Source organism: Kribbella sp. WER1 (assembly GCF_054189145.1).
Window position 1 is genome coordinate 940,308 of sequence record NZ_CM135186.1, and the last position, 24,855, is coordinate 965,162.

At 69.7% G+C, this 24,855-nt stretch carries 23 protein-coding genes; 10 read left to right on the top strand and 13 right to left on the bottom strand.

Annotated features, from left to right (window positions below; all coding sequences use genetic code 11):
• The first annotated feature begins 7 nt into the window (after positions 1–7).
• Positions 8–988 carry a phosphotransferase family protein gene (locus tag ACXJJ3_RS04680; RefSeq protein ID WP_458168688.1) on the top strand — a complete coding sequence of 327 codons (981 nt, stop codon included), beginning with the start codon at positions 8–10 and terminating at the stop codon, positions 986–988.
• Positions 985–1,818, top strand: coding sequence for a formate dehydrogenase accessory sulfurtransferase FdhD (gene fdhD, locus ACXJJ3_RS04685; protein ID WP_458168689.1), 834 nt, complete (start codon positions 985–987; stop codon positions 1,816–1,818). Before ACXJJ3_RS04680 ends, fdhD begins: the two co-directional genes overlap by 4 nt.
• Here the strand turns inward: fdhD and ACXJJ3_RS04690 are convergent.
• A complete protein-coding gene (locus ACXJJ3_RS04690; protein WP_458168690.1) occupies positions 1,802–4,531 on the bottom strand; it encodes an AAA family ATPase in 2,730 nt (909 codons plus the stop codon). The two genes, fdhD and ACXJJ3_RS04690, sit on opposite strands and share 17 nt — an antisense overlap.
• 11 nt (positions 4,532–4,542) lie before the next feature.
• Positions 4,543–5,664 (bottom strand): metallophosphoesterase family protein, encoded by a 1,122-nt coding sequence (locus ACXJJ3_RS04695; RefSeq protein ID WP_458168691.1) that lies wholly within the window; start codon positions 5,662–5,664, stop codon positions 4,543–4,545.
• Positions 5,665–5,833: 169 nt separating this feature from the next.
• Between ACXJJ3_RS04695 and ACXJJ3_RS04700 the strand changes: the two genes are divergently transcribed.
• Together ACXJJ3_RS04700 and ACXJJ3_RS04705 are read left to right on the top strand one after the other, a co-directional pair.
• Positions 5,834–6,385, top strand: a complete 552-nt coding sequence (locus ACXJJ3_RS04700) for a GNAT family N-acetyltransferase (protein WP_458168692.1) — start codon at positions 5,834–5,836, stop codon at positions 6,383–6,385.
• Positions 6,378–6,869, top strand: coding sequence for a phosphatase domain-containing protein (locus tag ACXJJ3_RS04705; RefSeq protein WP_458168693.1), 492 nt, complete (start codon positions 6,378–6,380; stop codon positions 6,867–6,869). The genes ACXJJ3_RS04700 and ACXJJ3_RS04705 overlap by 8 nt, the downstream gene beginning before the upstream one ends.
• 4 nt (positions 6,870–6,873) lie before the next feature.
• On the opposite strand, the gene ACXJJ3_RS04710 is transcribed toward ACXJJ3_RS04705, so the two are convergent.
• The 5 genes from ACXJJ3_RS04710 to ACXJJ3_RS04730 are packed head-to-tail and all read right to left on the bottom strand — an operon-like array spanning position 6,874 to position 12,463.
• On the bottom strand, positions 6,874–8,532 hold the full coding sequence (locus ACXJJ3_RS04710) for an ABC transporter substrate-binding protein (RefSeq protein WP_458168694.1): 1,659 nt from the start codon (positions 8,530–8,532) through the stop codon (positions 6,874–6,876).
• 23 nt (positions 8,533–8,555) lie between these two features.
• Positions 8,556–9,533, bottom strand: a complete 978-nt coding sequence (locus ACXJJ3_RS04715; RefSeq protein WP_458168695.1) for an ABC transporter ATP-binding protein — start codon at positions 9,531–9,533, stop codon at positions 8,556–8,558.
• Positions 9,530–10,543 (bottom strand): ABC transporter ATP-binding protein, encoded by a 1,014-nt coding sequence (locus ACXJJ3_RS04720; RefSeq protein ID WP_458168696.1) that lies wholly within the window; start codon positions 10,541–10,543, stop codon positions 9,530–9,532. Before ACXJJ3_RS04720 ends, ACXJJ3_RS04715 begins: the two co-directional genes overlap by 4 nt.
• Positions 10,536–11,534, bottom strand: coding sequence for an ABC transporter permease (locus ACXJJ3_RS04725; protein ID WP_458168697.1), 999 nt, complete (start codon positions 11,532–11,534; stop codon positions 10,536–10,538). Before ACXJJ3_RS04725 ends, ACXJJ3_RS04720 begins: the two co-directional genes overlap by 8 nt.
• The gene (locus ACXJJ3_RS04730; protein ID WP_458168698.1) at positions 11,534–12,463 is read right to left on the bottom strand and encodes an ABC transporter permease; all 930 of its coding nucleotides are present in this window, start codon (positions 12,461–12,463) and stop codon (positions 11,534–11,536) included. The genes ACXJJ3_RS04725 and ACXJJ3_RS04730 overlap by 1 nt, the downstream gene beginning before the upstream one ends.
• A 146-nt stretch (positions 12,464–12,609) precedes the next feature.
• Here ACXJJ3_RS04730 and ACXJJ3_RS04735 point away from each other — a divergent pair, with 146 nt between their 5' ends.
• From ACXJJ3_RS04735 to ACXJJ3_RS04750, 4 genes are read left to right on the top strand one after another with little or no spacing between them, the layout of a single operon-like run.
• On the top strand, positions 12,610–13,461 hold the full coding sequence (locus ACXJJ3_RS04735) for an alpha/beta hydrolase (RefSeq protein ID WP_458168699.1): 852 nt from the start codon (positions 12,610–12,612) through the stop codon (positions 13,459–13,461).
• On the top strand, positions 13,443–14,153 hold the full coding sequence (locus ACXJJ3_RS04740) for a nucleotidyltransferase domain-containing protein (RefSeq protein WP_458168700.1): 711 nt from the start codon (positions 13,443–13,445) through the stop codon (positions 14,151–14,153). Before ACXJJ3_RS04735 ends, ACXJJ3_RS04740 begins: the two co-directional genes overlap by 19 nt.
• Before the next feature lie 10 nt (positions 14,154–14,163).
• Positions 14,164–15,675, top strand: coding sequence for a TldD/PmbA family protein (locus tag ACXJJ3_RS04745; RefSeq protein ID WP_458168701.1), 1,512 nt, complete (start codon positions 14,164–14,166; stop codon positions 15,673–15,675).
• On the top strand, positions 15,672–17,072 hold the full coding sequence (locus ACXJJ3_RS04750) for a metallopeptidase TldD-related protein (protein WP_458168702.1): 1,401 nt from the start codon (positions 15,672–15,674) through the stop codon (positions 17,070–17,072). The genes ACXJJ3_RS04745 and ACXJJ3_RS04750 overlap by 4 nt, the downstream gene beginning before the upstream one ends.
• A gap of 79 nt (positions 17,073–17,151) precedes the next feature.
• Here ACXJJ3_RS04750 and ACXJJ3_RS04755 read toward each other — a convergent pair whose 3' ends face one another.
• Entirely contained in the window at positions 17,152–17,574 is a 423-nt protein-coding gene (locus ACXJJ3_RS04755) for a DUF805 domain-containing protein (RefSeq protein ID WP_458168703.1), read from the bottom strand.
• A 119-nt stretch (positions 17,575–17,693) separates the two neighbouring features.
• Positions 17,694–18,380, bottom strand: coding sequence for a class I SAM-dependent methyltransferase (locus ACXJJ3_RS04760; RefSeq protein ID WP_458168704.1), 687 nt, complete (start codon positions 18,378–18,380; stop codon positions 17,694–17,696).
• A gap of 108 nt (positions 18,381–18,488) precedes the next feature.
• Here ACXJJ3_RS04760 and ACXJJ3_RS04765 point away from each other — a divergent pair, with 108 nt between their 5' ends.
• Entirely contained in the window at positions 18,489–20,003 is a 1,515-nt protein-coding gene (locus tag ACXJJ3_RS04765) for a PfkB family carbohydrate kinase (protein ID WP_458168705.1), read from the top strand.
• An 11-nt stretch (positions 20,004–20,014) separates the two neighbouring features.
• Here the strand turns inward: ACXJJ3_RS04765 and ACXJJ3_RS04770 are convergent, their stop codons facing one another.
• Positions 20,015–20,809 carry a Mom family adenine methylcarbamoylation protein gene (locus ACXJJ3_RS04770; protein WP_458168706.1) on the bottom strand — a complete coding sequence of 265 codons (795 nt, stop codon included), beginning with the start codon at positions 20,807–20,809 and terminating at the stop codon, positions 20,015–20,017.
• A gap of 331 nt (positions 20,810–21,140) precedes the next feature.
• Here ACXJJ3_RS04770 and ACXJJ3_RS04775 point away from each other — a divergent pair, with 331 nt between their 5' ends.
• Positions 21,141–21,287 (top strand): hypothetical protein, encoded by a 147-nt coding sequence (locus ACXJJ3_RS04775; protein ID WP_458168707.1) that lies wholly within the window; start codon positions 21,141–21,143, stop codon positions 21,285–21,287.
• 17 nt (positions 21,288–21,304) lie between these two features.
• Here the strand turns inward: ACXJJ3_RS04775 and ACXJJ3_RS04780 are convergent, their stop codons facing one another.
• The 3 genes from ACXJJ3_RS04780 to ACXJJ3_RS04790 all read right to left on the bottom strand — a co-directional run bounded on the left by ACXJJ3_RS04780 (position 21,305) and on the right by ACXJJ3_RS04790 (position 24,855).
• Positions 21,305–21,799, bottom strand: a complete 495-nt coding sequence (locus ACXJJ3_RS04780; protein WP_458168708.1) for a hypothetical protein — start codon at positions 21,797–21,799, stop codon at positions 21,305–21,307.
• Positions 21,800–21,880: 81 nt separating this feature from the next.
• The gene (locus ACXJJ3_RS04785) at positions 21,881–23,611 is read right to left on the bottom strand and encodes an IucA/IucC family protein (RefSeq protein ID WP_458168709.1); all 1,731 of its coding nucleotides are present in this window, start codon (positions 23,609–23,611) and stop codon (positions 21,881–21,883) included.
• Positions 23,608–24,855, bottom strand: a complete 1,248-nt coding sequence (locus ACXJJ3_RS04790; RefSeq protein WP_458168710.1) for a lysine N(6)-hydroxylase/L-ornithine N(5)-oxygenase family protein — start codon at positions 24,853–24,855, stop codon at positions 23,608–23,610. The genes ACXJJ3_RS04785 and ACXJJ3_RS04790 overlap by 4 nt, the downstream gene beginning before the upstream one ends.

The window sequence follows — 24,855 nt, forward strand, 5'->3', positions numbered from 1 at the left end:
GATGGGCATGAGCCGCGCCCCGGACGTCGACTATTCCGCCACTTCGGCCCGCCCGGGCTGGGACACGCTCCCGCCCGCCCTGCACGAGGCGCTTGCGGAGGCGCTCGGCAGCCGGATCGCGGACGTCGCGAGGCCGGTGTCGTCCGGCTTCACCGGCGGCTTCGCGGCGCGGGTGGAGCTGGCCGACGGGCGGCGCGTGTTCGTCAAGGCGGCGCCCGACAATCTGCATGCGTACGACGCGTACCAGCGCGAGGCCGAGGTCGTCCCACAGCTGCCGGCCGCGGTGCGCGCGCCGGCCGTCGTCGCGAGCGCGCAGACGGACGGCTGGTTCGCGATGGCGTCCGAGTGGGTGGACGGGCGGATGCCGGGTGCGCCGTGGACGGCGGCCGACTTCGAGTTGGTCACCGCCGCGTGCGAGTCGGCCGCCGGCGCGATGCATCCGAGCCCGCTGGCTGGGCTCGACAGTTTCGCGGACCTGATCGGGGACGACGCCGGCGTACCGGCGCAGGTGCTAGCGGGTGAGCGGGAGCTGCCGTCGGGATTGCCCATATGGGTGCCGGGGATCCTGCCGGAGCTGGTCGAGTTGGTGCAGCTCGCGCCGGAGGCGCTGGCCGGTGACACGGCGTCGCATTCGGACCTGCGCCCGGACAACCTGCTGATCGACGGCGCCGGCAGCTGCTGGACGGTCGACTGGAACTGGCTGACGCTCGGTCCGCGCTGGGTCGACTGGGTCGGGCTGCTCCCGCTCGCGCAGTACCAGGGCATCGACACGTTCGGCGCGCTCACCCGCAGCCCGTTGACAGCCGGCGTACCGGAGGATCACCTGGACTGCTTCGTGGCGGTGATCGCGGCGTACATGATGAAGAACACCGACGCCCCGCCGCCGCCCGGGTGCACGCCGGCGCTGCGCGAGCACCAGCGGCTGTCCGCGTGGACGTTCCTGGACTGGCTCGCCCTCCGACGGGGTTGGCATACCGTAGACGTATGACCAAGGCGCCCACCAGCAGGTTCAAGGTCGAAGTGCTCGACGGCGACCGTACGTCGCGGCGTGAGGACGTCGTCAGCACCGAGGAGCCGCTCGAGCTGCGGCTGGAATGGCCGGGCCGGCCGCCCGAGCCGCTGGTGGTCACGATGCGGACGCCGGGCTCCGACTTCGAGCTGGCCGCCGGGTTCTGCCTGGGCGAGGGGTTCGCGGTCCGCCCGGACGCGATCCGGACCGTTGCCTACTGCACCGATGTCACGCTGACCCGGGAGCAGCAGTTCAACACCGTCACGATCAGCTTCGACGGCCCCCCGGACCGCGAACCACCCCAGCGGTACGGCGTCACGTCGGCCGCCTGCGGTGTGTGCGGGCAGCAGAGCCTCGACGAACTCGCGGAACGCCAGTACGACCCGGTCGACCCCGTCGAGGTCCCGCTGGACGTCGTACGCCGATTGCCCGACCTGCTGCGCGACGGGCAGCCGATGTTCAGCCGGACGGGCGGTCTGCACGCCGCGGGACTGTTCACCGCCGACGGTCGCAAGGTCGTCGTGAAGGAGGACATCGGCCGGCACAACGCGGTCGACAAGGTGGTCGGCTGGACGGTGCTGAACCAGCACACCCGCAAGGGCCTGGTGCTCGCGGTCAGCGGCCGCGCCGGGTACGAGATCGTGCAGAAGGCGGTCGCGGCCGGGCTCGGGATGATCGTCGCGGTCGGCGCCCCGTCCAGCCTCGCCGTCGATCTGGCCCGGCAGTTCGGCATCACACTGGCCGGGTTCGCCCGCGGCGAGCGGTGCGTCGTCTACTCGGCGCCGGAGCGGATCATCCGTCCAGCGTGATGAACGTCGCCTTCGGGACGTACTCGTAGCGGTCCGGCATACAGGTCAGGACGATCACCTGGCCGTGGTCGCCGGCGCGGCCGAGCAGCGCGCCCATGTCGCGCAGCCGGGCCTTGTCCGACCAGCCGAGCGCGTCGTCGAAGATCACCGGCACGCTGCCTTCGCCGGTGCTCACCAGGTGGCTGATCGCGAGCCGGGTGATGATCGCGAGCTGCTCCTGGGCGCCGGTCGACAACGCCTCGACCGGCAGCCGTACGCCGTCGAGCTCGCGCTCCGCGACGGCCAGGTCGTCGTCCAGCCACACCCGGAACGACGGCCCGTACACGCTCCGACCGAGCGCCTCGATCCGGCTCTGCAACGGCTCGGAGTACTTCGTCTGCGCTGCCGCCCGATGCCGGCTCAGCGTCTCGTAGACCCGGCGCGCGGCGTCCGCCCGGCGCAGCAGGCTCTCGTACTCGGCCCGTAGCCCGGCCAGCTCCAGGTCCGCGACGTCACGGCGGGTGGCCAGGCCGTCGCGGCCCGACTGCTCCAGACGGCCTTCCGTCGTACGCAAGGCGTCGCGCAGGCGGTCGCGTTCGTCCTGCAGGCGTTTCGCGACGTCGAGGGCGGCAGCCAGTTCGTCGGCGACCTGGTCCGCGCCCGCTGCGTCGGCCTGCTCCTGAACGGCGGTCAGCTCGTCGAGCACCGCCTCGACCTCGGCGCTCGCCTGGGCCTCCGCCGTACCGACCGCCTCGTCGTCAAGGATCGCCCGCGCTGCGTCGAGCGACTCGAGTGCGGCGGCGAGGCGTTCGGCGGCAAGCTCCGATCGGGCTCTGGCGTTCTGCGCCTCGGAGCGGTCCTCGTCGGCGGCCTTCCGCGCTTGCGCCGCGGCGAACTCCGCGTCGGCGAGCAGCCGCTCCGACTCCCCCAGCGCCTCCCGGGCAGCCTCCAGCGCGCGCTGCGCACCCGCGAGATCGTCCGGGTCGGCCTCCTCCAGCTCGAAGCCGTCGAACAGCGTGTCGTGCGGCGAGGCGAACTCCTCGAACAGCGACATCTGCCCCGGCACACCCTCCACCGCAGGCTGCTTGTCGCCGGCCTCCTCGTCGTCAGTCCCGAGCCGCGCGGTCAGCACCGCGATCCGTTCCCCCGGGTCCCCACCGGCGGTCAGCGACTTCTCGGTGCGGCGCGCCTCGTGCAGCTCGGCCGTCGCCGTGTCCGCCTTCCGCAGCAGCTCCCGCGCCGCGGCGACGTCCTTGACGCCGGCCTTCTTCAGCAGGTCCTTCTCCCGCCGTACGGCGTCGTCGACCCGCGAACGCAGCGTCGCCGCCTCGCCACCGGCCCGCACCGTCACCTCGACCTGCCCCGGTACGCCGACCACCAGCTCGCCGGACACCAGCAGCTCGGCCGACTCGTCGAAGCCGAGGTCCGCCGGTACGTCACCGTCCAGCCCGGTCCCGGACACCTCGACCGGCTCCGCGCCGAGCCGCCGTACGGTCACCTCCGGTACGCCGGCCGCCAGCGCCGCGCGGGCCTCGACCACCGCCGCCCGGGCATCGTCGAGCGCCGCCACCAACGCTTCGTCGACCTTGATCCGGTCGAGGATCGTGCCCGCCGCGGCGATCCGCGCGCGGACGTCGACCAGCTCGGTCTGCTGCCCGATCAACCGGTCCAGCTCCGCCCGGTCCATCAGCTCCGACACCCGGCGCTCCGCGGCCTGCACCTCGGTACGCCGGACGTCCTTGAGCTCCACGACCTCGCCGAGCGCGGCCTCCGCGGCCTGCACCAGCTCGGCCGCCGTCTTCGCGACCAGCTCCGCGTCGGCCCGGCGGGCGGCGTGTTCGGCCTCGAACTTGGTGAACCGCTCGACCTCGTCGAGTAGCCGCTCCCGCTCGAGCCTGGTCCGGGTGTGGTTCTCCAGCCGGGCGCGCGCGGTCTCGGCGCGGGACCTGACCGAGTCGCGGCGGAGCAGGATCTCGTCGGTCGCCTGCTTGCGCATCCGCAGTGCCTCGACGCCGCTCAGGTGCTCGGCCAGCCGGGCCGACACGTCCTCCAGGTCGAGGTTCAGCCGCTCGGCGCGGCGGATGTCGGACTGCACCTCATCCATCGCCTGCAACGCCTGCTTGGCGGCGAGTTCGGCGGCCGCGACCGCCTTCGCGGAGCGGGCGAAGTCACCGGTCGGCTTGCCGCGCGGCGTCCAGTACCGCAGGTACTCGTGCTCCACGGCGCTCACCAGCGGCATCGACGCGCCGTCGACCGGCGTACCGGACTCGGCGGTCACCGCGGTGATCAGCGGCTCCGCGTCCGCTGGTGTTGGCAGCACCAACGACTGACCCTGGCTGACCATCAGCGTCTGCCAGAGCACCGGGTCCACGTTCTCGTGGAACAGCCGCTCGGCCTCGTTATGCGCCTCGCGCCCGGTCCACGACTGGCGGCGGCCGTCGGGCTCCACGATGGTCAGCTCGGTGGAGCGGTTCTTCAGCCAGCGTTTGGCGTACGTCAGCTCGCGGCCGCCGAGGCTCAGCTCGGCCGTCACCTCCGGGCCGACGTCCTGACCGACCGGCTGGATGTCCTTGATCCGGGTCGACTTCGAGTCGTCGGGCAGGTCGAAGATCAGCCCGAACGCCTCCACCAGGCTGGACTTCCCGACCTCGTTGTCGCCGACCACGACGGTGGTGCCGAGCGCGCGGAACCGGACAATACGGTCCTTGACGCCACGGAAGTCCCGTAGCGCCAAGCTGTGTAATCTCATCCCGCGTCCCGCGCCAATCGGTGCATCAGCGAGAGCGCCGCGCCGGCGCCCTCGTCCCCGCCGGCCAGCGCCTGGCGCAGCTCCTCCATCGCGGCCCGGGCCGGTCCGCTCAGCTGCAGCGACTCCAGGTCCGCGGCCTCCGGCGCGGGCCGGACCGTCCAGAACTTCGCCCACCGCTCGACGCTCGCGAACACCTCGCCCTGCGCGTCGATGATGCTGTCCAGCCGGGCCAGCAGCGGCAGCGACAACGAGCCGTCGCCGGCCAGCCGGACGTACGTCCGCTCCTTGTCCGGGAGCTCCGCGAACCAGTCCTCGAGCGCCGTGATCGACTCCTCGTCGAACAGCTCGACGCGGTGGTCGACCATGTGCCAGGCACCGACCCGGACCGGCTCGACCTCGATGGTCTCGCCGATGGTGACCTTCAGGACGTTGCCGGGGTCGTCCTCCTCCGGCGAGGTGACCTCCTGGGTGCCGGAGAACCAGATCCGGTCGGTCACCCGCGTCGTCGAGTGCCGGTCGCCGAGGCCGACGTACTGCAGCCGGCCGTCCGCGACCGCGGCCTCCAGGGCGGTCTGGTCGATCGGCGGCACTTCGGACATCCCGCCGGACAGGCTGGTCAGCTGGCCGTGCGCGAGCAGGATCCGGATCGTGTCCGGGTCGCCTGCCAGCTCGGCGTACGCCGGGGCGGCCGGATCGGAGAGCGGACGCCGGGAACGCCACGGGGCACCGAGCAGCTCGACGCCGGGCAAAATCCGGAACGGTGTCGTTTCGGTCAGGACTGTCACGTGCTCCGGCGCGTGCGCGAGCCACTGGCTCGACGTCCACAGCGAGCCCGGCTCCAGCGCGTCGTGGTTCCCCGGCAGCAGCACGACCGGCACCGGGATCCGCTTCAGCGCCTCACAGGCCCGCAGGATGGTCTGCCGCTCGACCTGGTTGTGCTCGAACACGTCCCCGGTGACGACCACGAACGCCGCCCCGGTCCGCTCCGCGACCGCACCGATCCGCGCGACCGCATCCAGCCGCGACTGACCCCACCGGGCCTGGCCGTCCGGCCCCAGGAACCGGCGCATCATGCCGAGCTGCCAGTCCGAGCTGTGCAGAAACGTGAGCGAGTCCATTGCGGGTAGAACGCTAACCCGACCCACCGACAGTTCGCACCCACAACACACAGAGTCGCCCACACCGCCCACACTCCGGACGCCCATGTGCGTCCTTGAGCACGCATCAACCATCTCGGCGGCCCGGAAATGGTTGGTGGGTGCTCAAGGACGGTGAAAGGGTCGGGGGGTGGAGACGTATCTGGAGACCGGGCGGCTGCGGCTGCGGCGATTCACGCCTGATGACGTCGGTTTGCTGGTGGAGCTGGACGCGGATCCGGAGGTGATGCGGTACCTCGCCGGGGAGCCGACGCCGCGGACCGAGGTCGAGGGCGTCGTACTGCCGGAGATCCTCAAGGTGTACGCCGCGCACCCGCAGCTCGGGACGTTCGCGGCCGAGGACGGCGGCGGGTTCGTCGGGTGGTTCGGGATGCAGCCGACCGCGGATCCGGCCACCGTCGGGGTCGGATACCGGCTGCTGCGGACCGCCTGGGGCAAGGGGTACGCGACCGAGGGGACCAAGGCGCTGATCGCGCACGCGTTCACGGCGCTCGGGATGACGCGCGTCGAGGCGGACACGATGGCGGTCAACCACCGGTCGCGGGCGGTGATGCGCCGCTCGGGTCTGCGGTTCGAGAAGGTGTTCCACGTGCACTTCGACGACCCGCTGCCCGGCACCGAGTTCGGCGAGGTGCTGTACTCCGTCGACCGCGCGACCTGGGAAGCTGGACACCATGGATGATCGCCCGTACGCCGTCCTCGACATCGACGCGACGCTGTCCGACACCAGCAAGCGGATCCACTTCATCGAGGCGAAGCCGAAGGACTGGGACTCGTTCTTCGAGCACGCGAAGGACGACGCGGTGCTCGAGGAAGGTCTCGCGGTCGCGACCACGCTGGCCGTGGACCACGTGATCGTGTACCTGACCGGCCGCCCGGAGCGGACCCGGCGCGTGACCGAGAAGTGGCTGAAGGACAACGGCTTCCCGGACGGCAAGGTGTACATGCGCGGCAACACCGACCGGCGCCCGTCGATGCTGATGAAGCTTGGCCGGCTCAAGCGCCTCGCCGAGCAGCGGCCGGTAGCGGTCCTGGTCGACGACGACCTGAAGGTGATCGCCGCCGCGAAGAAGGCCGGCTACACGGTGATGAGGGCCGACTGGGGACTCGATCCCGAGTCCCAGCCGACCCTCTTCGACGCCCAGGAATCCGAAGGGCGCACCTGACCTGCTACTTGCTGAGCCCGACGATCAGCACGTTCGGGTACGGCGGGTACGGCGGCAGGTAGAAGTTCTGCACCTTCGACCCGTGCAGGAACGCGTTCCGGGCGTACACCAGCGGCACGACCGGCGCGTCCTGCATGATCTGCTTGTCGATCGCGCCCCACATCCCGGCGGCCTTCGAGCGGTCCGACTCGGCCGTCGCGGCGGCGATCGCGGAGTCCACGGCCGGGTTCGAGTAGCGGGAGATGTTGTACCCGCCGTTGCCGATCTCCGAGGACGCGAACAGCGGCTGGATGTTGCCGATCGCGCTCGGGAAGTCCGGCAGCCAGCTGGACACGGTCAGGTCGAAGTCGGCCTTGTTCCCGGTGATCAGGTCGGTCAGCGGGGTGTTGTCCATCGGCTTGATCGTGACGTTGATCCCGGCCCGCTTCAGACCCTGCTGGATCGCCTGCGCGACGGAGACACCGATCACGCCGCTCGACGTGTTGTCGGCGACCAGGACCAGGTTCAGGTTGCTGACACCGGCGGCCTGCAGCATCTGCTTGGCCTTCTCGGGGTCACCGGCCGGCGGCGCCTGGAACAGGTCGAACTTGTTGTACCCGTCCATGCCCGGCGTGATCAGCGTCGACGCGATCTCGCCGCCGTACTCCGGTCCACCGACCGCGACCTGCACCGCCTGCTTGTCGACGGCGTACTGGATCGCCTTGCGGACGGCGGGGTTCGACAGCGCGGGCCGCTTCGTGTTCATCGCCAGGTACGCCAGCGCACCGGACGGCGAGGTGGCGACGCGGGCCTTGACGGCCGGGTTGCCGGTGATCGTCGGGATCAGCGCGGCCGGGACCGAGACACCGGTCGCGGCGGCGAACTTGTCGTCACCGGAGTCCGCAATCAGCCGCTGGTTGACGACGTCGGGCTGCAGGCCCATGTCGGTGACGATCGAGTCCGGCAGACCGGTCCGTGCCTCGTCGGTGGACTTGTCCCAGTTCGGGTTCCGGGTCAGCACGAGCTTCGAGCCGGGCGTGTACGACTGCACCTGGTACGGGCCGCTGGCCATCGGCTTCTCCCCGTAGTGCGCGGGGTCGGTGTCGGCCTTCTTCGGCACCGGCGAGAACGCCGGCATGCTGACGATCCACGGCCAGTCGCCGTACGGCTTGTTGAGCTTGAAGACGATCGTGCTGTCGTCGGGCGTCTCGATCGACGCCAGCTCGCCGCCCTTGTACGGGCCGGTGTACTTGTCGCCGCCGACCAGCAGCGCCTTGTGGTACCCGAGGCCGCCGGACAGCTCCGGCGCGAACGACCGCTCGACGCCGTACTTGATGTCGGCGGCAACGATCGGCGAGCCGTCGGCGTACTTCAGGCCGGACTTCAGCTTGTACGTCCAGGTCTTGCCGCCGTCGCTGACCTGCCCGGTGTCGGTGGCCAGGTCCGGGACCAGCTCGGCCGCCTTGTCCGGCGAGGTCTTCCAGGACGTCAGGCCGCGCAGCACCAGGTGGATCGTGCTGGTGCCGAGGTTCTGGCTCTTGGCCGGGTCGAGGCTGATCTCCTTCGCGGTGCTCAGCACGTGGAAGGTGCCGCCCTGCTCCGCCGCCGCGGTACTGCCACCACTGCTGGTGGACTTGTTGTTGGCGTTGCAGCCAGCCGCTGCCAGCGCCAGCGCGGCTGCCACGGCAACCGCTCGGGATATGTGTTTCATTCGGTCCTCTCAAGGGATGGGGGCTCAGGGAAGTAGCAGGCGGCCCGGTGGTCACCCTCGACGGACTCGAGCACCGGTCGTTTCGTCGCGCAGACGTCCTCGGCCTTGTAACAACGGGTCCGGAACGGGCAGCCGGACGGCGGGTCGATGGGCGTCGGTACGTCGCCGGTCAGCACGATCCGCTCCCGGACCACGCCCGGCTCCGGTACCGGTACGGCCGACAGCAACGCCTTCGTGTACGGATGCGCCGGCGACCGGTACACCTGCGCCGCGGGACCTTCCTCGACGATCGTGCCGAGGTACATCACCGCGATCCGGTCGGCGACCTGCCGTACGACGGCGAGGTCGTGGGCGACCAGCACGTACGACAGGCCGAGTTCGTCGCGCAGGTCCGCGAGCAGGTTCAGCACCTGCGCCTGCACGGAGACGTCGAGCGCGGACACCGGCTCGTCGCAGACCAGCAGGTCCGGTTTCACCGACAGCGCCCGGGCGATCCCGATCCGCTGCCGTTGCCCGCCGGAGAACTCGTGCGGATACCGCTCGAGGTGCTGCTCGGACAGCCCGACCTGCTCGAGCAGTTCGACCAGCTGGGCCCGGGACGGGCGGATGCCCTGCGCGCGGAACGGCGTACTGAGGATGGTGCCGACCGACTGCCGCGGGTTCAGCGAGGCCTGTGGGTCCTGGAAGACCATCTGGATCTGCCGGCGGATCGGGCGCAGCCGGCGGCCCTTGATCCGGGTGACGTCCTTGCCGCCGATCTCCACCCGGCCCGCGGTCGGGTCGAGCAGCCGGGTCGCGACCCGGGCCAGCGTGGACTTGCCGGAGCCGGACTCGCCGACGAGGCCGACGGTCTCGCCCTTGCGGACGACCAGGTTCACGCCGTCGACCGCGCGGACGGCCTGCGCCTTCTGCCACGGCACGCCACGCAAACCGAAGTACTTCTTGACGTCCTTGAGATTCAGCAACTCGGTCACGAGATCACCTCAGGGCGCCGGCCCAAGTGGCATGCGGCTTCGTGATCGCCCTCGCCCGGGCGCGGCGTCAGCTCGGGGCGCTCGGTGATGCAGCGCTCCCCCACCAAATGCGTGTACGCGCAGCGCGGCTGGAACGGGCACCCGGTCGCGATCGACCCGGGTGTCGGCGGCGCCCCCGGGATCGTCGTCAACCGCTCCTTCGGCGGTACGTCGACCCGCGGCATCGCGCCGAGCAACCCGAGGCTGTACGGATGCGCCGCCCGGAAGAACAGGTCCCGGACGGTCCCGCGCTCGGCGGCACGGCCGGCGTACATCACCAGCACGTCGTCGGCGACCTCCGCGACCACGCCGAGGTCGTGCGAGATCAGCACCAGCGCCGTACCGAACTCTTCCTGGACGTCGTCGAGCAGACGCATGATCTGTGCCTGCACGGTCACGTCGAGTGCGGTCGTCGGCTCGTCCGCGATCAGCACTCTCGGGTCGTTCACCAGAGCCATAGCAATCACGACCCGCTGCCGCATTCCCCCGGAGAACTCGTGCGGGTAGCTGTCCGCGCGCCGCGCCGCGTCCGGGATGCCGACCTTGTCGAGCATCTCGACCGCCCGGCGGTGCGCGGCCTTCCTCGAGACGTCGTGGTGCAGCCGGTACGCCTCGGCGACCTGCCAGCCGACCGAGTAGTACGGGTTGAGGGCCGAGAGCGCGTCCTGGAAGACCATCGCGATGTCGTTGCCGCGGATCTTGCGCAGGTCGTCGTTCGGCAGCCCGGTCAGCTCGCGCCCGTCGAGCAGCACCTCGCCGGTGACGCCCGCATTCGACGGCAGCAGGCCCATCACCGCGGCCGAGCTGACACTCTTCCCGGAGCCGGACTCCCCCACAATCGCGAGCGTCTGGCCCGGCGCGACCGCGAAGTCGATGCCGTCCACGGCAGGCACCGGACCGTTCTCGGTCGCGAACGTGACATGCAGGTCGTGAACTTCCAGCAGTGTTTCATTTTTCTGGGGCTCAGCCATGGCTCACCCTCGGGTCGAGCACACCGTGCACTATGTCCACCACCAGGTTCGCGAGGATGATCAGGAACGCCGCAAACAACGTGACGCCGACGACCACGGCCACGTCCAGCTGGCCGACGGCGCTGATCAGCAGGTCGCCGAGACCCTGCATGCTGAACACCTTCTCGGTCAGGATCGCACCGCCGAGCAGGCTGCCCAGGTCGAGGCCGAACAGCGTGATCACCGGCACCAGCACACCGCGCAGACCGTGGGTGAGCACCACCCGCCGCTCGCCGGCGCCCTTCGCGCGGGCCGTGGTGATGTAGTCGAGGTTCAGCTCCTCGATCATCTGTGAGCGGGTCAGCCGGATGTACGACGCCGAATGCAGGATCGCGAGCACGATCCACGGCGTGATCAGGTGCCACGCCCAGTCGACCGGGCTCTCGGTGAGCGGGACGTACCCGCTGACCGGGACCATGTTCAGCCAGAACCCGAACACCAGGATCGCCAGCAACCCGAGCAGGAACGACGGCGTCGAGACCCCGAGCAGCGCGACCCCGACCGCCAGCCGGTCCAGGATCCGGCCCCGGTTCAGCGCGGCGACCACACCGAGCGAGACGCCGAGCACCAGCCACAGGACGGCGGCACCGAGCGCGATCGAGGCGGTGATCGGCAGCCGGTCCAGGATCAGCGTGGTCACCGGACGGCCGAGCGGGAACGAGTACCCGAAGCAGGGCGCGTCGCAGTGCACCGCCGCCGCGCCGTCGCCGAACGTCCGGCCGGCGAAGATGCCCTTCAGGAAGTTCAGGTACTGCTGCAGGGTGCTCTGGTCGAACTGCATGAAGTGCCGCGCCTGCGCCAGCCGGTCCGGCGTACAAGGCTTGCCGCAGGCCAGATGCGCCGGGTCGGCCGGGATCGCGTAGAAGACCAGGTAGACGGCGAGGCTCAGCGCGAGCATCACCAGCAGCGCGGCGAACAGCCGGCGGACGACGAACCACAGGAGGCCGGGCATCAGTTCGTCCTCCGCAGCCGGACGTCGAACGCGTCCCGGACACCGTCGCCGAGCAACGTGAACCCGAGCACCGCGAGGAACAGCATCGCGCCCGGGAACAGCAGGAACCACGGATCCGCGCCGGTGTACACCCAGGCGATCGAGTCCGAGATCGAGCGGCCGAGACTCGGTGTCGGCGGTGGTACGCCGACGCCCAGGAAGGACAGCGCCGCCTCGGCACCGACGTACCCGGGGATGGCCAGCGTGGCGATCACCAGCACCGGGCCGAGCAGGTTCGGCAGCAGCTCGCGGGTGATCACCATCCAGCCGCTCGAGCCGACGCTGCGGGCCGCCTCGACGAACTCGCGGGTGACCAGCGAGCGCGCCTGGTTGCGGATCAGTCGTGCCAGTCCGGCCCAGCCGAAGACGCTCAGGACGCCGATCAGCAGCACCGTCCGCGGCACTTTCGCCGGGACAATGATGCCCAGGGCAATCATGAAGACGAGCTGCGGGAACCCGAACAGGAAGTCCAGCAGCCGGGACACGACCGCGTCGTACCAGCCGCCGAAGTACGCCGCGCTGATCCCGAGCAGGGTGCCGACCACGGTGGTGATCACGGTGACCGTGATCGCGATCACCAGCGACGTCCGGAGCCCGAGCACCACGATCGAGAACAGGTCCCGGCCGGTCAGCGGCTCGACCCCGAACCAGTGCGTCCCGCTCATCCCGCCGGCCGCACCGCGCGGCGCGTTCCCGCGGGCCGGATCGAGCAGGTCGATGTGGTACGTCGTCGCGTCCTGACCGGCCAGCCCGACCAGCAGCGGCGCGGCCGCGGCGACCAGGATCAGCAGCACCACCAGGGCGAACCCGACCCGCGCGCTGCGGTCGCGCCGCGCCCGGCGCATCGCCTGCCGGGTGGGCGATACGGTCCCGGCGACCGAGGAACTCACAAGCACTCCTGACGGGTCAGATGGTGACAGCCGACAAAACCTAGGCCGCATCCTTCCACCAGCGGCTTCCCATCTCGAATCCCGAGAATCTCGGGTTCATAACTCCACATTCGGATAGCTCTTGCCGTCCGGTTACGCTCCGCTGCGTGGACGGCTTCGTGCGGATCGGTGACCGGATCGTGTTCTACAACATCTACGGCACCGAGGGCGGTGTGCCCACGATCTCGTTCGGCGGTTCGCCGAGCACTCGGTGGAAGCGGCCGGACGCCGTCGCCGCCATCGACGAGTCCGGCGTACGGCTGGCGCAGGCGGACCGGCCCGGGTACGGCGGGTCGACGCGGCAGCCCGGGCGGACGGTCGCGTCCGTCGTACCGGATGCGGTCGCGCTGGCGGACGAGCTCGGGTGGGAACGGTTCGCGGTCACCGGCGGATCCGGGGGCGGTCCGCACGCACTGGCCTGCGCGGCGCTGCTGCCGGAGCGCGTCACGCGCTGTGCCGTGATCGGCAGCATCTCACCGCCGATCGTCGACGGTCCGGAGCCGACCGAGGAGGACGAAGCCGCGGATCCGCGCCGCAACCGCACCTCCTGGAAGGCGCTGCACGGCGATCTGCGGCCGGGGATGGAGGAAACCGCCCACGCGATCATGACCGCCGTCGATGCCGGCGGCCCTGAGTTGCCGCCGGATCCCGGCGCCGAACCCGGTCCGCCTGCCCGCGAGGACCCGGCCGCGATGGCCCGGCTCGCCGCGACGTTCGTGACCAGCCACCACGGCTGGGAGGACGACCTGATCGCGTTCGCGAAACCGTGGGGCTTCGACCTCGGCGCCATCCACGTCCCGGTGTCCGTCTGGCACGGCTCCGCCGACGAACGCGCCGGCAAGTACGCCGACCACCTCGCGGCCGCGATCCCGCACGCCGAACGCCGCTACTACGTCGGCGGCCACATCCCGCCGGCAAATGCGTACCGCGAACTGCTCAGGTGGCTGACACTGTCCTGATGGACCTCGCGCGGGAACTCGTACTGAAGCTGTACCCGGACGCCCGGGCCGCCTGGCTCGGCGGCAGTGTGGTGCGAGGCGACGCGAGCCCGACGTCCGACCTGGACATCACGGTCCTGCAGGACGGCCCGGTCCTGCGGAAGTCGATCGAGTACGGCGGCTGGCCGGTCGAGCTGTTCGTCCACACCGAGAAGTCGCTGCGGTACTTCGCCGACAAGGACCAGGACCGCCGGCAGCCGACTCTGATGCGGCTCGTCGGGGAGTCGGTCGTGCTGGTGGACACCGACGGCTCGGGCGCACGCCTGCAAGCGGAGTACCTGGCCGAGGTCGCCGCAGGCCCCAAGCCGTTGTCGGACGACGAACTCAACCTGCTGCGCTACACGATCACCGATCTGCTGGAGGACTTCGCCGGCGCGACCGGCGACGTACGGCTGGCGATCGCGACCTTCCTGTGGCAGGAAGCCGCCCGGCTACTCCTGACCGCCTCCGGCAACTGGTCAGGCACCGGCAAAGGCCTGCTCCGCGAGGTCGCCCGGTACGACGCGTCGCACACCACCGACCATGCCGCAGCGTTGCTGGCCGGGGTACGAGCCGACGACGACCGGCTGGTGACCGCCGTGGAGCGGATCCTGGCCACACACGGAGGCCGCCTGTTCGCCGGCTTCGAGCTGGCCGCTCCGGCCGGTGTATAGGGTCGGGTCCGTGCCTGATATCGACGTAGCATTTCTTGCTCTGCCCCGGCAGGAGCTGGCTGCGGCCGCCCTGCAGCGTGCGCGCGATCTGGGGGCGACGTTCGCCGAGTTCCGGTTGGAGCGGATCCGGTCGGAGTCCATCTCGTTGCGCGACAGTGTGCTGGAGAGCGCCAAGGACGACGAGGACCTCGGCCTGGCGGTGCGGGTGATCCACGACGGGACCTGGGGATTCGCGGCCGGGGTCGCGCTCACCGCGGACGAGGCGGTGCTGCTCGCCGAGCAGGCCGTCAACATGGCGCAGGTGTCGCGCCCGATCAACGCGGAGACGATCGAGCTCGCGGACGAGCCGGTCTACGACGACGTCACCTGGATCTCGTCGTACGAGATCGACCCGTTCAGCGTGCCGCGGGCCGAGAAGGTCGCGCTGCTCACCGACTACAGCGACCGGCTGCTGAAGGCCGACGGTGTCGCGCACGTCGGCGTGCACGTCGCCACGATCCACGAATGCAAGTACTACGCGAACTCCGCCGGGACGTCGTACACCCAGCAGCGGGTCCGGATCGGCCCGAAGATCACCGCGCACGGCGTCGCGGAGGACCGCTTCGACTCGATGTCGTCGACGGCTCCGCCGGCCGGCCGCGGCTGGGAGTACATGACCGGCACCGGCTGGAACTGGGACGAGGAACTGGCGCAGATCCCCGGCTGGCTGGCCGAGAAGCTGGCGGCGCCGAGCGTCGAGGCCGGCACGTACGACGTGGTCATCGACCCGTCCAACCTGTGGCTGACGATCCACGAGTCGATCGGCCACGCCACCGAACTCGACCGCGCGCTCGGGTACGAGGCGAACTACGCGGGCACCAGCTTCGCCACCCTCGACCAGCTCGGCACGCTGAAGTACGGCTCGCCGGTCATGCACGTCACCGGCGACCGCACCGCGGAGAACGGCCTGTCCACGGTCGGGTACGACGACGAGGGTGTCGCCGGGCAGCAGTGGGACCTGGTCAAGGACGGGATCCTGGTCGGCTACCAGGTGGACCGCCGGATGGCGAAGAAGAACGAGGACGTGCTCGGGACGCCGCGCTCCAACGGTTGCGCGTACGCCGACTCGTCCGGCCACATCCCGATCCAGCGGATGGCCAACGTCTCGCTCCAGCCTGCCGCGGACGGCCCCTCCACCGAGGAGCTGATCGGCAAGGTCCGGAACGGGATCTACATCGTCGGCGACAAGTCCTGGTCGATCGACATGCAGCGGTACAACTTCCAGTTCACCGGGCAGCGGTTCTACAAGATCACCGACGGCAAGCTCGACGGACAGCTCCGCGACGTCGCGTACCAGGCGACGACGACCGACTTCTGGGGCTCGATGGAGGCGGTCGGCGGCCCGCAGACGTACGTCCTCGGCGGCGCGCTGAACTGCGGCAAGGCCGAGCCCTCGCAGTCCGGCGCGGTCAGCCACGGCTGCCCGTCGGCGCTGTTCCGCGGAGTACGCATCCTCAACACCACCCAGGAGGCCGGCCGGTGACCGCCGTACAGCTCACCCCGCAGGACACCGTCGAGCGGGGCCTCGCCCTGGCGGCGGCCGAGGGCGCCGACGGCTGCGTCGTACTCGTCGCCGAAACCTCCAGCACCAACCTGCGCTGGGCGAACAACACCCTGACCACGAACGGCGCGATGCGCGGGTCCAGCGTGACCGTGATCGCGACCGTCGGCTCCGGCGAGGGTACGGCGGCCGGCGTCGTCGGCCGGTCGTCCGTCACCGAGGACACGCTCCGCGAGATCGTCTCCGCCGCGATCGCCACCGCGCGCGCCGCCGGGCCGGCCGAGGACGCGCGACCGCTCGTCGACGGGACCGCGTCGGCGGACTGGGCGCTCGAGCCGGAGGAGACCACGGTCGGCGTCTACGAGAAGTTCGCGCCGTCGCTCGGGGAGTCGCTCAAGCAGGCGGCCGCCGCCAAGCGCCGGCTGTACGGGTTCGCGAACCACGAGGTCGTCACGCTGTACGTCGGCTCCTCGACCGGGCTGCGGCTCCGGCAGGCGCTCCCCCGCGGGTACGTGTCCTCGACCGGCAAGAGCGACGCCCACTCGGCCTGGGTCGGTACCGCGACCCAGGACTTCACCGACGTCGACGCGCTCGCGCTGGACGCCGAGCTCACCCGGCGCCTCGGCTGGGCCGGGCGGACCGTGTCGGTCGACGCCGGCCGGCACCCGACGATCCTGCCCCCGGCCGCGGTCGCGGACCTGATGACGTACCTGTTCTGGCAGCTCGACGGCCGGGACGCGTTCGAGGGCCAGACCGTGTTCTCGAAGCCCGGCGGCGGAACCAGGCTCGGCGACACGCTCTCGTCGCAGCCCGTGTCGCTGCACTCGGATCCGGCGCTCGCGGGGCTGGAGGCGTTCGCGTTCGCGGTGGCCCGGTCGTCCGGCGGGTCGTCGAGCGTGTTCGACAACGGGCTCACGCTGACGGCCACGGACTGGATCCGCGGCGGCAAGCTCGAACACCTGATGACCAGCCGCTACACCGCGGACCTGATCGACGTACCGACGGCGACGCCGGACATCGACAACTACGTGCTCACGGTGGACGGCGCGAGCGGGACGACCGACGACCTGGTCGCGGGCCTCGACCACGGGCTGCTGCTGACCTGCCTGTGGTACATCCGGGTCGTCGAGCCGCAGACACTGCTGCTCACCGGGCTGACCCGCGACGGCGTCTACCTGGTCGAGAACGGCGAGGTCACCGGGGCCGTCAACAACTTCCGGTTCAACGAGAGCCCGGTCGACCTGCTGGCCCGCTTCACCGCGGCCGGCGCGACCGTGCCGTCGTTCTCCCGCGAGTGGGGCGACTACTTCTCCCGGACGGCGACCCCGCCGCTGCTGATCCCGGACTACAACATGTCCAGCGTCAGCCAGGCCAACTGATCAGCTGATCGACTGATCGACTGGTCGAACGCAGAACGCCCCGCCGGATGCACCGGCGGGGCGTTTCGTTCGTACTGCGTCAGACCGTCGGGTAACCCGGCTCCGCCGGACCCGCCTGCCCCGGACCGCCGAACCGCTCGCCGGCCTTCGGGTCCGGTCCGTACTGGTTCTGGCCCGCGGTGCCCTCGCCGGCCGCCAGCACGATGAACCAGATCGTCCCGATACACGGCACCAGGTTGATCAGGATCCACCAGCCGGAACGGTTGGTGTCGTGCATCCGCCGGATCGCCACACCGATCGTCGGCAGCAGCACCGCGAGCCCGTAGATGGACTGCAGGATGCCGCTGGTGCCGTTGTTGTAGGTCGTCCCGAGAACCCGGTCGATGATCGACAGGATGATCGAGGCGATGACGCTGAAGAGTACGAACATCCAGTACTCCTTGCGACGGGCGCGCCCGTCGAACACGGCGTACTTCTTGAGGACGTCGATGTACCACTGCATTGCTATCTCCGATGGTCGAAGGTGACACGCGGGTCAGAAGCCTGTCGGAACCTGCGGGGAACGTCAATCCGGCTTTTCGCTTTGGTGATCACACTGCAATCTGACACCTAGAGCCGGCTTCAGCTTTCAGGCGCGGTTTTCGTCATCGTCACGCGCAGCATCAGCCGCTGCCCCTCCTGGTACGGCGCGACCTCGTCGAGGCTCCAGTGCTCGCCGAGCTCGTCGACCAGATCCTTGCCGAAGAAGCGTCCGACGAAGCCGTCGTGCCCCGCCAGCCCGTCCGCCAGCTGCTGCCAGTGCTGCGCACACGGGTCCTCCGCGGACCAGACGGCGTACACGAAAACCCCGCCCGGCCGCAGCACCCGGTGGATCTCACCGACCAGCGACCGCAGCTCCGCGGGCGAGAACGCCATGTTCAGAAGCAGATTCGCGAACACCGCGTTCACCGTCGCGTCGGCCGGCGGCAACGGATCCCGGACGTCGTGCAGCGCCGCCGTCACCCGGTCGTCGAGCCCTTCCCGCTGCGCCGCATGCCGCAACTGGTCGAGCGCCGTCTCGCTGAAGTCGGTCGCGTGCACGCTGAACCCGTGCCTGGCCAGGAAAAGCGCGTCCCGCCCGTGCCCCGCCCCCAGCTCCAGCACGTCCACGATCCCCGCCGCCCCGAACAACTCCACCGCCCGCCGCACCGCGGCCGACGGCTCCGCCCCGTGCAATTCCGGCCGCCGCGCATACGCCGCGTCCCACCGCTCCTGCTGGGCCCTCGCCAGCTCGACGTTCCCGCCATTTCCAGAATTCCCAGTGTGCATTGTGGTGCTCCCCGTGGTCGTCACACCGATCTGGACGATCGACAGACCGCGCCAGCCTACGTCACAACCCGCATAATGGTCCCGTCGGACGGAAGTCGGTGGAGGCGCATGCTGGACGGAAGCGACAAGCAGTCGGAAAAGGTGCGGGTGCTCGCCAACGCACTCGAGAAGCTTCGGACACACGGCGGGCTGACCGCCGACCGCCTCCGCGCGGACCGCACCGGAGTGTCCGCACCGCTGCTGTCCCTGGCCGCGACCCGGCGCTATGCGAACGTGCACGAGCTCGACCTTCCCGACGCCGCGGTCGCGCTGGTCTGCGACTGCGTCCGCGAGGACCTCTACGACTCCCAGCAGATCGTCGCGGACGCCGTCCTCGCCCTCGGCGTACTCGGCCCGAACCTTGCCGGCGCAGGCATCGAAGCGCACGTCACCAGGGCGCTCTACAACCTGGCACTCGGCCGCCGCCGGGAGACGCTGCTGGATCATTGGCATCCGCTGCACGCCGCTCTCGCCGTCGACCCGATCGCGGCCCCGAGCGACCGCTACCTCCGCGGTACGACGGAACTCGCCGTCCTGCGGGAGCTCGCGTACCAGCTCACCCGGCGGGACACGTACTCCGTCGGCGCGAAGAACGTCGCGCGCACCGACGCCGTACCGGTCGCCGACCAGCCGTCGCCGGGCCGGGTCGTGGTGATCGGCGGCGCCGTCATGGACGCCACGTTCCGGACCAAGCATCTGCCGGCGCCGGAGACGTCGATCGAGGCGCTCGGCTTCAGCCTCTTCCCCGGCGGCAAAGGTCTCACCCAGGCCGTGGCGGCGGCCCGCCTCGGCCTGCGGACCTCGCTGATCGCGGCCGTCGCGACCGACCGCTTCGGCGACCAGATCGTCGACTACCTCGAGCAGGAACACGTGGACACGTCGCTCCTGAAGCGGGTGGCCAAGGCCGACACGCCGTTCACCGGGGTCTTCCAGCAACAACTCGGCGACAGCATCGCGGTGAACTGGCGCAACGAGAAGCAGATCCACCTCGACTCCGGCGACGTGTCCCGGCACCGCGACGATCTGCTGGACTGCGACGCGTTGCTGATGACCTTCGAGGTTCCCCGTGACACCCTGGAGGACACGCTCGCGCTCGTGCACGACGGCACCGCGCGCCGTCCGGTCGTGATCGTCACGCCCGGCCAGCCGTACGCCGACGACGAGGTCTCGGCGGACACGCTCGCGCAGATCGACTACCTGATCGCACATGCCTGGGAGCTGGAGTCGTTCGCCCGGCAGGACGTCCCGTTCGACCCGGACTCCGTGGCCCGCACGCTGCTCGCGTACGGCGTCAAAACGCTGTGCCTGCTGATGCGAGGCGGCTGCAACGCGTACTCCCGCCCGATGCGCGACGTACTGCGGATCGCTGCCCCGCCGGCGATCTACAAGGAGTCGTCGGTCGCCCGCGACGCCTTCTGCGCGGCGCTCGCGGCGCAGCTCATCGACACCGAGAACAAGTTCTCCGAGGAGGTCGGCCGCTGGGCGACCGCGGCGATGTCCTGCGCCGCGTCCGACTTCCCGCGCCGCAACTCGCTGCCCACCCGGCGCCGCATCGACGACCTGCTGGAAGGCATCCAGCAGTAGTCAGCACAGGATCAGCGCAGGATGCGGTGTTGCTCAGTGGGCTGCACGACTTCGGTCGCGCCGCGGATCCGGCAGCAGAAGATCAACGAGTCGCTCAGCTCCGCGAAGCTCCGGGTCGCGTTCCGGTCGGCCGCGCACAGTTCGTCGATACTGCGGATGGCCGGGAAGCTCGCGCGCATCTCGCGGATGCTCATGTACTTGCGCTTGTAGTACAGGTACGGCCGGGCCCGGACGGTCATCCACTGCTGCCAGTTCGACGCGAGGTAGCTCGATCCGGTGAACCCTAGGTTCGGGTCGACGGCCGTGGTCAGCAGCTCCACACCGCCGCGCTTCTGGAAGTACTTGCGCACCTGCGCCAACAGGTACGACACCGCGTTCGGTGGTGCGCCGTCGAAGGAGTACACCCGCGACAGGTCCCACACTGATTCCCGCGGTACGCCGAACTGCTGCAGCAGTTGGTCCGCGACCCGCTGCCACTCCAACGGCGAGGCACTACACAGGGTCAACGGCGTACCGGTGTTCTTGTCGACCAGTGCGAAGTTGAGGGATCCGCGCCGGGCGTTGCGCAGGTAGTGCATGCTGCCGAAGACCCGGTCCGCGTCCTCGCCGACCTGCCGGAACTCCAGGTCCGACAGCACGTACTCGCGGCGCGGGATCAGGTCACGCACGGCGCGCTGGTCCTTGCGCAGCCGCGCGGCGTTGCTGACGACAACGGTCACCGCGTCGCGGTAGCTGACCTGGCCGGCGGCATCGGCGTAGCACGGCAGGTGCAAGCGGGTCCGGACCGCGAGCGCGCGCCGGTCCACGCCCCACAGCCGGGCCAGGGCCAGTAGATGTCCGGTGGATTCCGCAGCGCTAATTCGAAAAGCAGCAGCTTTCTGCACGAGTCGGATGCTAGCGGATCGCGGCCACCGCGCGACAACTTTCAAACCTTCATGTTTTGGCGTGTTGGCGGCGACCGGCGTGCCAGTTGGCAGACCTCGGTGCCAACTGGCACTGTGCCGAATTCCACTACCGCCCAAATTGCCTTTGCGCAAAAGCCGTGACGCTTGTTTGGCATCCAATTCACGCATTGTCAGCCGATTGTCGTGCGATGGAATAGAGATGGGAAACTACTCGGCGAGAAGGGGATCTCCGATGCAAATCCTCGCAACCCTGGTCGCGCTCGCGGGCGCGATTCTGGTGACCTCGTTCTGGAAGCAACTACTGACACTGGTCCTGGTGGGCGCAGTCCTGGTGTTCTGTTTCGGGCTCTACAACATCGTCGTTGCGGTGGCCCACTGACCGCGGCCGGGCCAGGCTCAGTGGCCGCTCCCGAACCAGCGGGACATGCCCTGCGACAGCACCTGCGCCCGGCCCCACACCGGATCGGAGCGGAGCTGCCGCGCGGACTGCCTGCTGGTCGCCCGGTACTCGATCGACCGCTCCACAAGGCTGCTGTGCCGGTCACAGACGACGTCGTGATCGGCCAGCAGCTCGAACTGGTCGCAGGTCACGTCGACGATCCAGCGCCCGGGCCAGACCGGCACGCCGATCTCGATCCAGCAGTGGAACTCCAGCGTCCGGCCGTCGACGACGACGTCCCCGACGCAGTACCGGGCCTGGATCCGCAGGTACCACGGCAGCGCGCGGAGCAGCAGCCAGGCGGAACTCACCCCGCACTGACCGGCCGAGGCCGGCAGATCCGGCCGGGCATGGAAGTCCGGGTGCACGGTGGAGTCGGACCACTCCAGTGAGAGCGCCGCGCGGTAGACGTGCAGACGACGGCGGGCGACTGCCAAGGCGGACTGTGGCATGCGCGTCCTCCCCAATTCTCTCGTCCGTCGCGCCCCCGCGCGGCGGTAACAAGTTCACTGGGCATTGTCTGCGCATCCCGATTAGCTTGGCAAGATCGTTTCTAAATACACCGGGCCAACGGTGTGCAGTGGATTCGGAATGGTGCCGGTCACCGGTATCGGTGGACGCGTGTCCAGGTCGGTGTAACCGAGTTTCAGCCGGTATCCGTTCAGCGGATAACGCAGGAAGGTGGCACCGGTCAGTCCGGTCGCAGCCAGCCGGTCGGTGTATTCAGGGTGTTCCTCGGTGTATCGGTGTATCTCCCCGCGGACCAGGCCCCAGAAGGCTTCCTCCGGTAGGTGTTGCTGTGCGGTCAGCGGGTTGAGGACGCCGAGGAGGAGGGCGTCGACGAGGTATTGGCGCAGGACCGGCCAGGGTTTTCTGGGCAGGACGCGGGCGTGCGAGTCGGGTTCGGGGCCGCGGGCAATGATCGGGGTGGTGGAGAGGTTGATGTCGTCGACCAGGTCCTTGATCACCAGGCGGGCCGGGAGGCCTTGGGGGCTGCAGATGACGGCGAGGTTCTCGCCGTGCGGGTTGACGGTGATGCCGTAGTGGTGGAGGAGGTGCAGCAGGGGGCGGAGGAGGGTGCCGACCAGGTGCGCGAGCCAGGTGTGCGGGTCGGTGCCGGCGCGGGTGATCGCGGCCGCGGTGAAGCCGGGGTGCAGGACGGCGGCCAGGGGCCAGACGGTTTCGCCGTCGCGGAGGCGGGGGTCGACGGGGTCGCGCCAGATGACGCCGAGGGTTTCGGTCCACTGGTACGGGATGCCGGGGTGGGTGGACAGTTGCGGGTGCGGGACGGTGACCGAGGCGACCTCGCCGAGGAGTTCGGTGCCGAGGGTGCGGAACACGTCGTCGCGGGACCAGAGGCCACGCAGCCACTGGGTGATCATCGGGGCGGCGAGCGTGCAGTGCTCGGGGAGGCCGCGGTAGACGGAAGTGTTGAGGATCTTCAGCGGCAGCTTGACCTGGTAGCGGTCCGGCCGGCCGATGTTCACCATCGTGCGGATCGACTGCGTGGGCAGGTACTCGTCGGGGCTCTCCCCCAGCACGACGATCTCGCCGGCGGCCAGCTCCCGCGCCCACTGCGTGCGTACGACGTGGTCGAGCTGCCACGGGTGGCACGGCAGCCACACGTACGCGTCCGGGTCGTCCAGCCGGGCGCGGAACGTCGACACGGTCTCCGGGTCGAGCTCGCGAGCGATGACGCCGTGCTCCGAGAGGTCCGGCGTACCGCGGAACTCGGCGAGGCCGCGTCGTACGGCCAGCCAGACCAGGTGCAGCGGAGTACGCGCTTCCGGGGCGTACTGCTCGCTGTCTGCGGCGGAGAAGCCCAGCCGGCCCTTGTTGGCGACCAGGAGCGGGTGTCCGGTCAGATGCCCTTCCACCTGGCTGTGATGCAGTTCCAGCAGCTCAGTCGCGGGTACTGCGGTCTCGGCCATCCGTACGTCGGCCGCGAGCGTGCTGGTGAGCTCCGCGACGTACCCGGCCGCCGTGGACCCGTCCACGCCCAGTACGTCGGCCGCGTCGACGAAGAACTGGATCGGGTCCGTGGCGGGCTCGCTCTCGTCGTTCCCGAGGATCCCGGCGGTGGTACGGCGAATCGACGCAGGATCGACCCGCCAGCTCCCGAAACCACCACGGGTCGCCTCGAACACGTACGACACCGCACCGAACTCCAGGCGATTCTCGACCGGTTCCAGCAACCCCTCCGTGCAGAACTGGGAGATGAGCTTCGCGAGTAGCTCCGACGAGCACTGTGTCCACGTACTCATCCGGGAATCGCAAACGTCGTGTACGCGGTGGTCTTGGGCAGCCGGAACACCTCACGACCGGCAACGCTGTTCAAGATGCCCGCGTTGCGGACCGCACCGATGCCTAGGTCCGGTGCAGCAACGCCGTGACTGTGCAGGTCCGCGTTGGCGACAAAGACGCGCCCGTCCAACGCACCGCGCACACCGTGGTCGCGGTTGATCACCCAGCGACCGGCAGCGTCGTGTTCGAGCTTGTCCTGCAAAGAGTCCATGAACGGCAGCGAGCGGTTCCGGTAGCCCGTCGCAGCCACCACAGCGTCCGTAGTGTGCTGGAACGTCCTCCCGCTGTCAGCGTGCAGCATGGTGAGCTCCAACCCGTCAGCACGCGCTTCAGCCGAAACGACGGCCACACCACACAGGAGCTCAGCCGCCAGATCCCTTGTGTACAAGACGTCGTGGATGTCGTCCAAGGTCTCCGAGGAAATCCCCTTGTAGTGCCGCCACTGCTCCTTCACCAGCCGGTCGCGCGTTGGCTCGTCCAGCGCGTGGAAGTAGTCGACGTACGACGGTGTCGTCATCTCCAGGACCAGCTTGGAGTAGTCCAATGGCGCGAACGACGGCGTACGGGTCAGCCACGACACAGCGGGACCGTCGGCGCGTAGCAGGTCCAACGCGCACTCAGCACCCGACTGACCGGACCCGACCACCGTCACCCGCCCGGCCCGCAGCAGGTCCTCCCGACGGAACAGGTAGTCCGCCGAATGCAGGAACCGCTCAGCAGGCAGCCCAGCCAGGGCCGCAGGTACGAAAGGCTCGGTCCCGACGCCAACCACGAGGTGTCGCGCCTCGAAGTGCTCAGCGGCGTCACCACGCTCCACTGTCAGCTCGAACGCGGACCCGTTCCACTCGGCCGACCGTACGTGATGCCCGAAGTGCAAGGACTCCAACTGCGCCGCGCACCACCGCAGGTACGCCTCGTACTCCCGCCGTGTCGGATGGAACTTCTCCCGTACGTAGAACTGGTAAAGCCGGTCGTTGTCCTTCAAATACGACAGGAACGACAGGTGGTGTGCAGGCTCCACCAGACTGACCAGGTCCGCCAGGAACGACACCTGCAGCATCGCGTCCTCGAACATCAGCCCCCGGTGCCACGTGAACTCCGGCCGGCTGTCCAGCACGGCCAGCCGTACGTCGTCCACGCCGTCCGCCAGCGCGGCGAGCCCGAGGTTGAACGGCCCGCAGCCGATCGCGATCACGTCGTACAT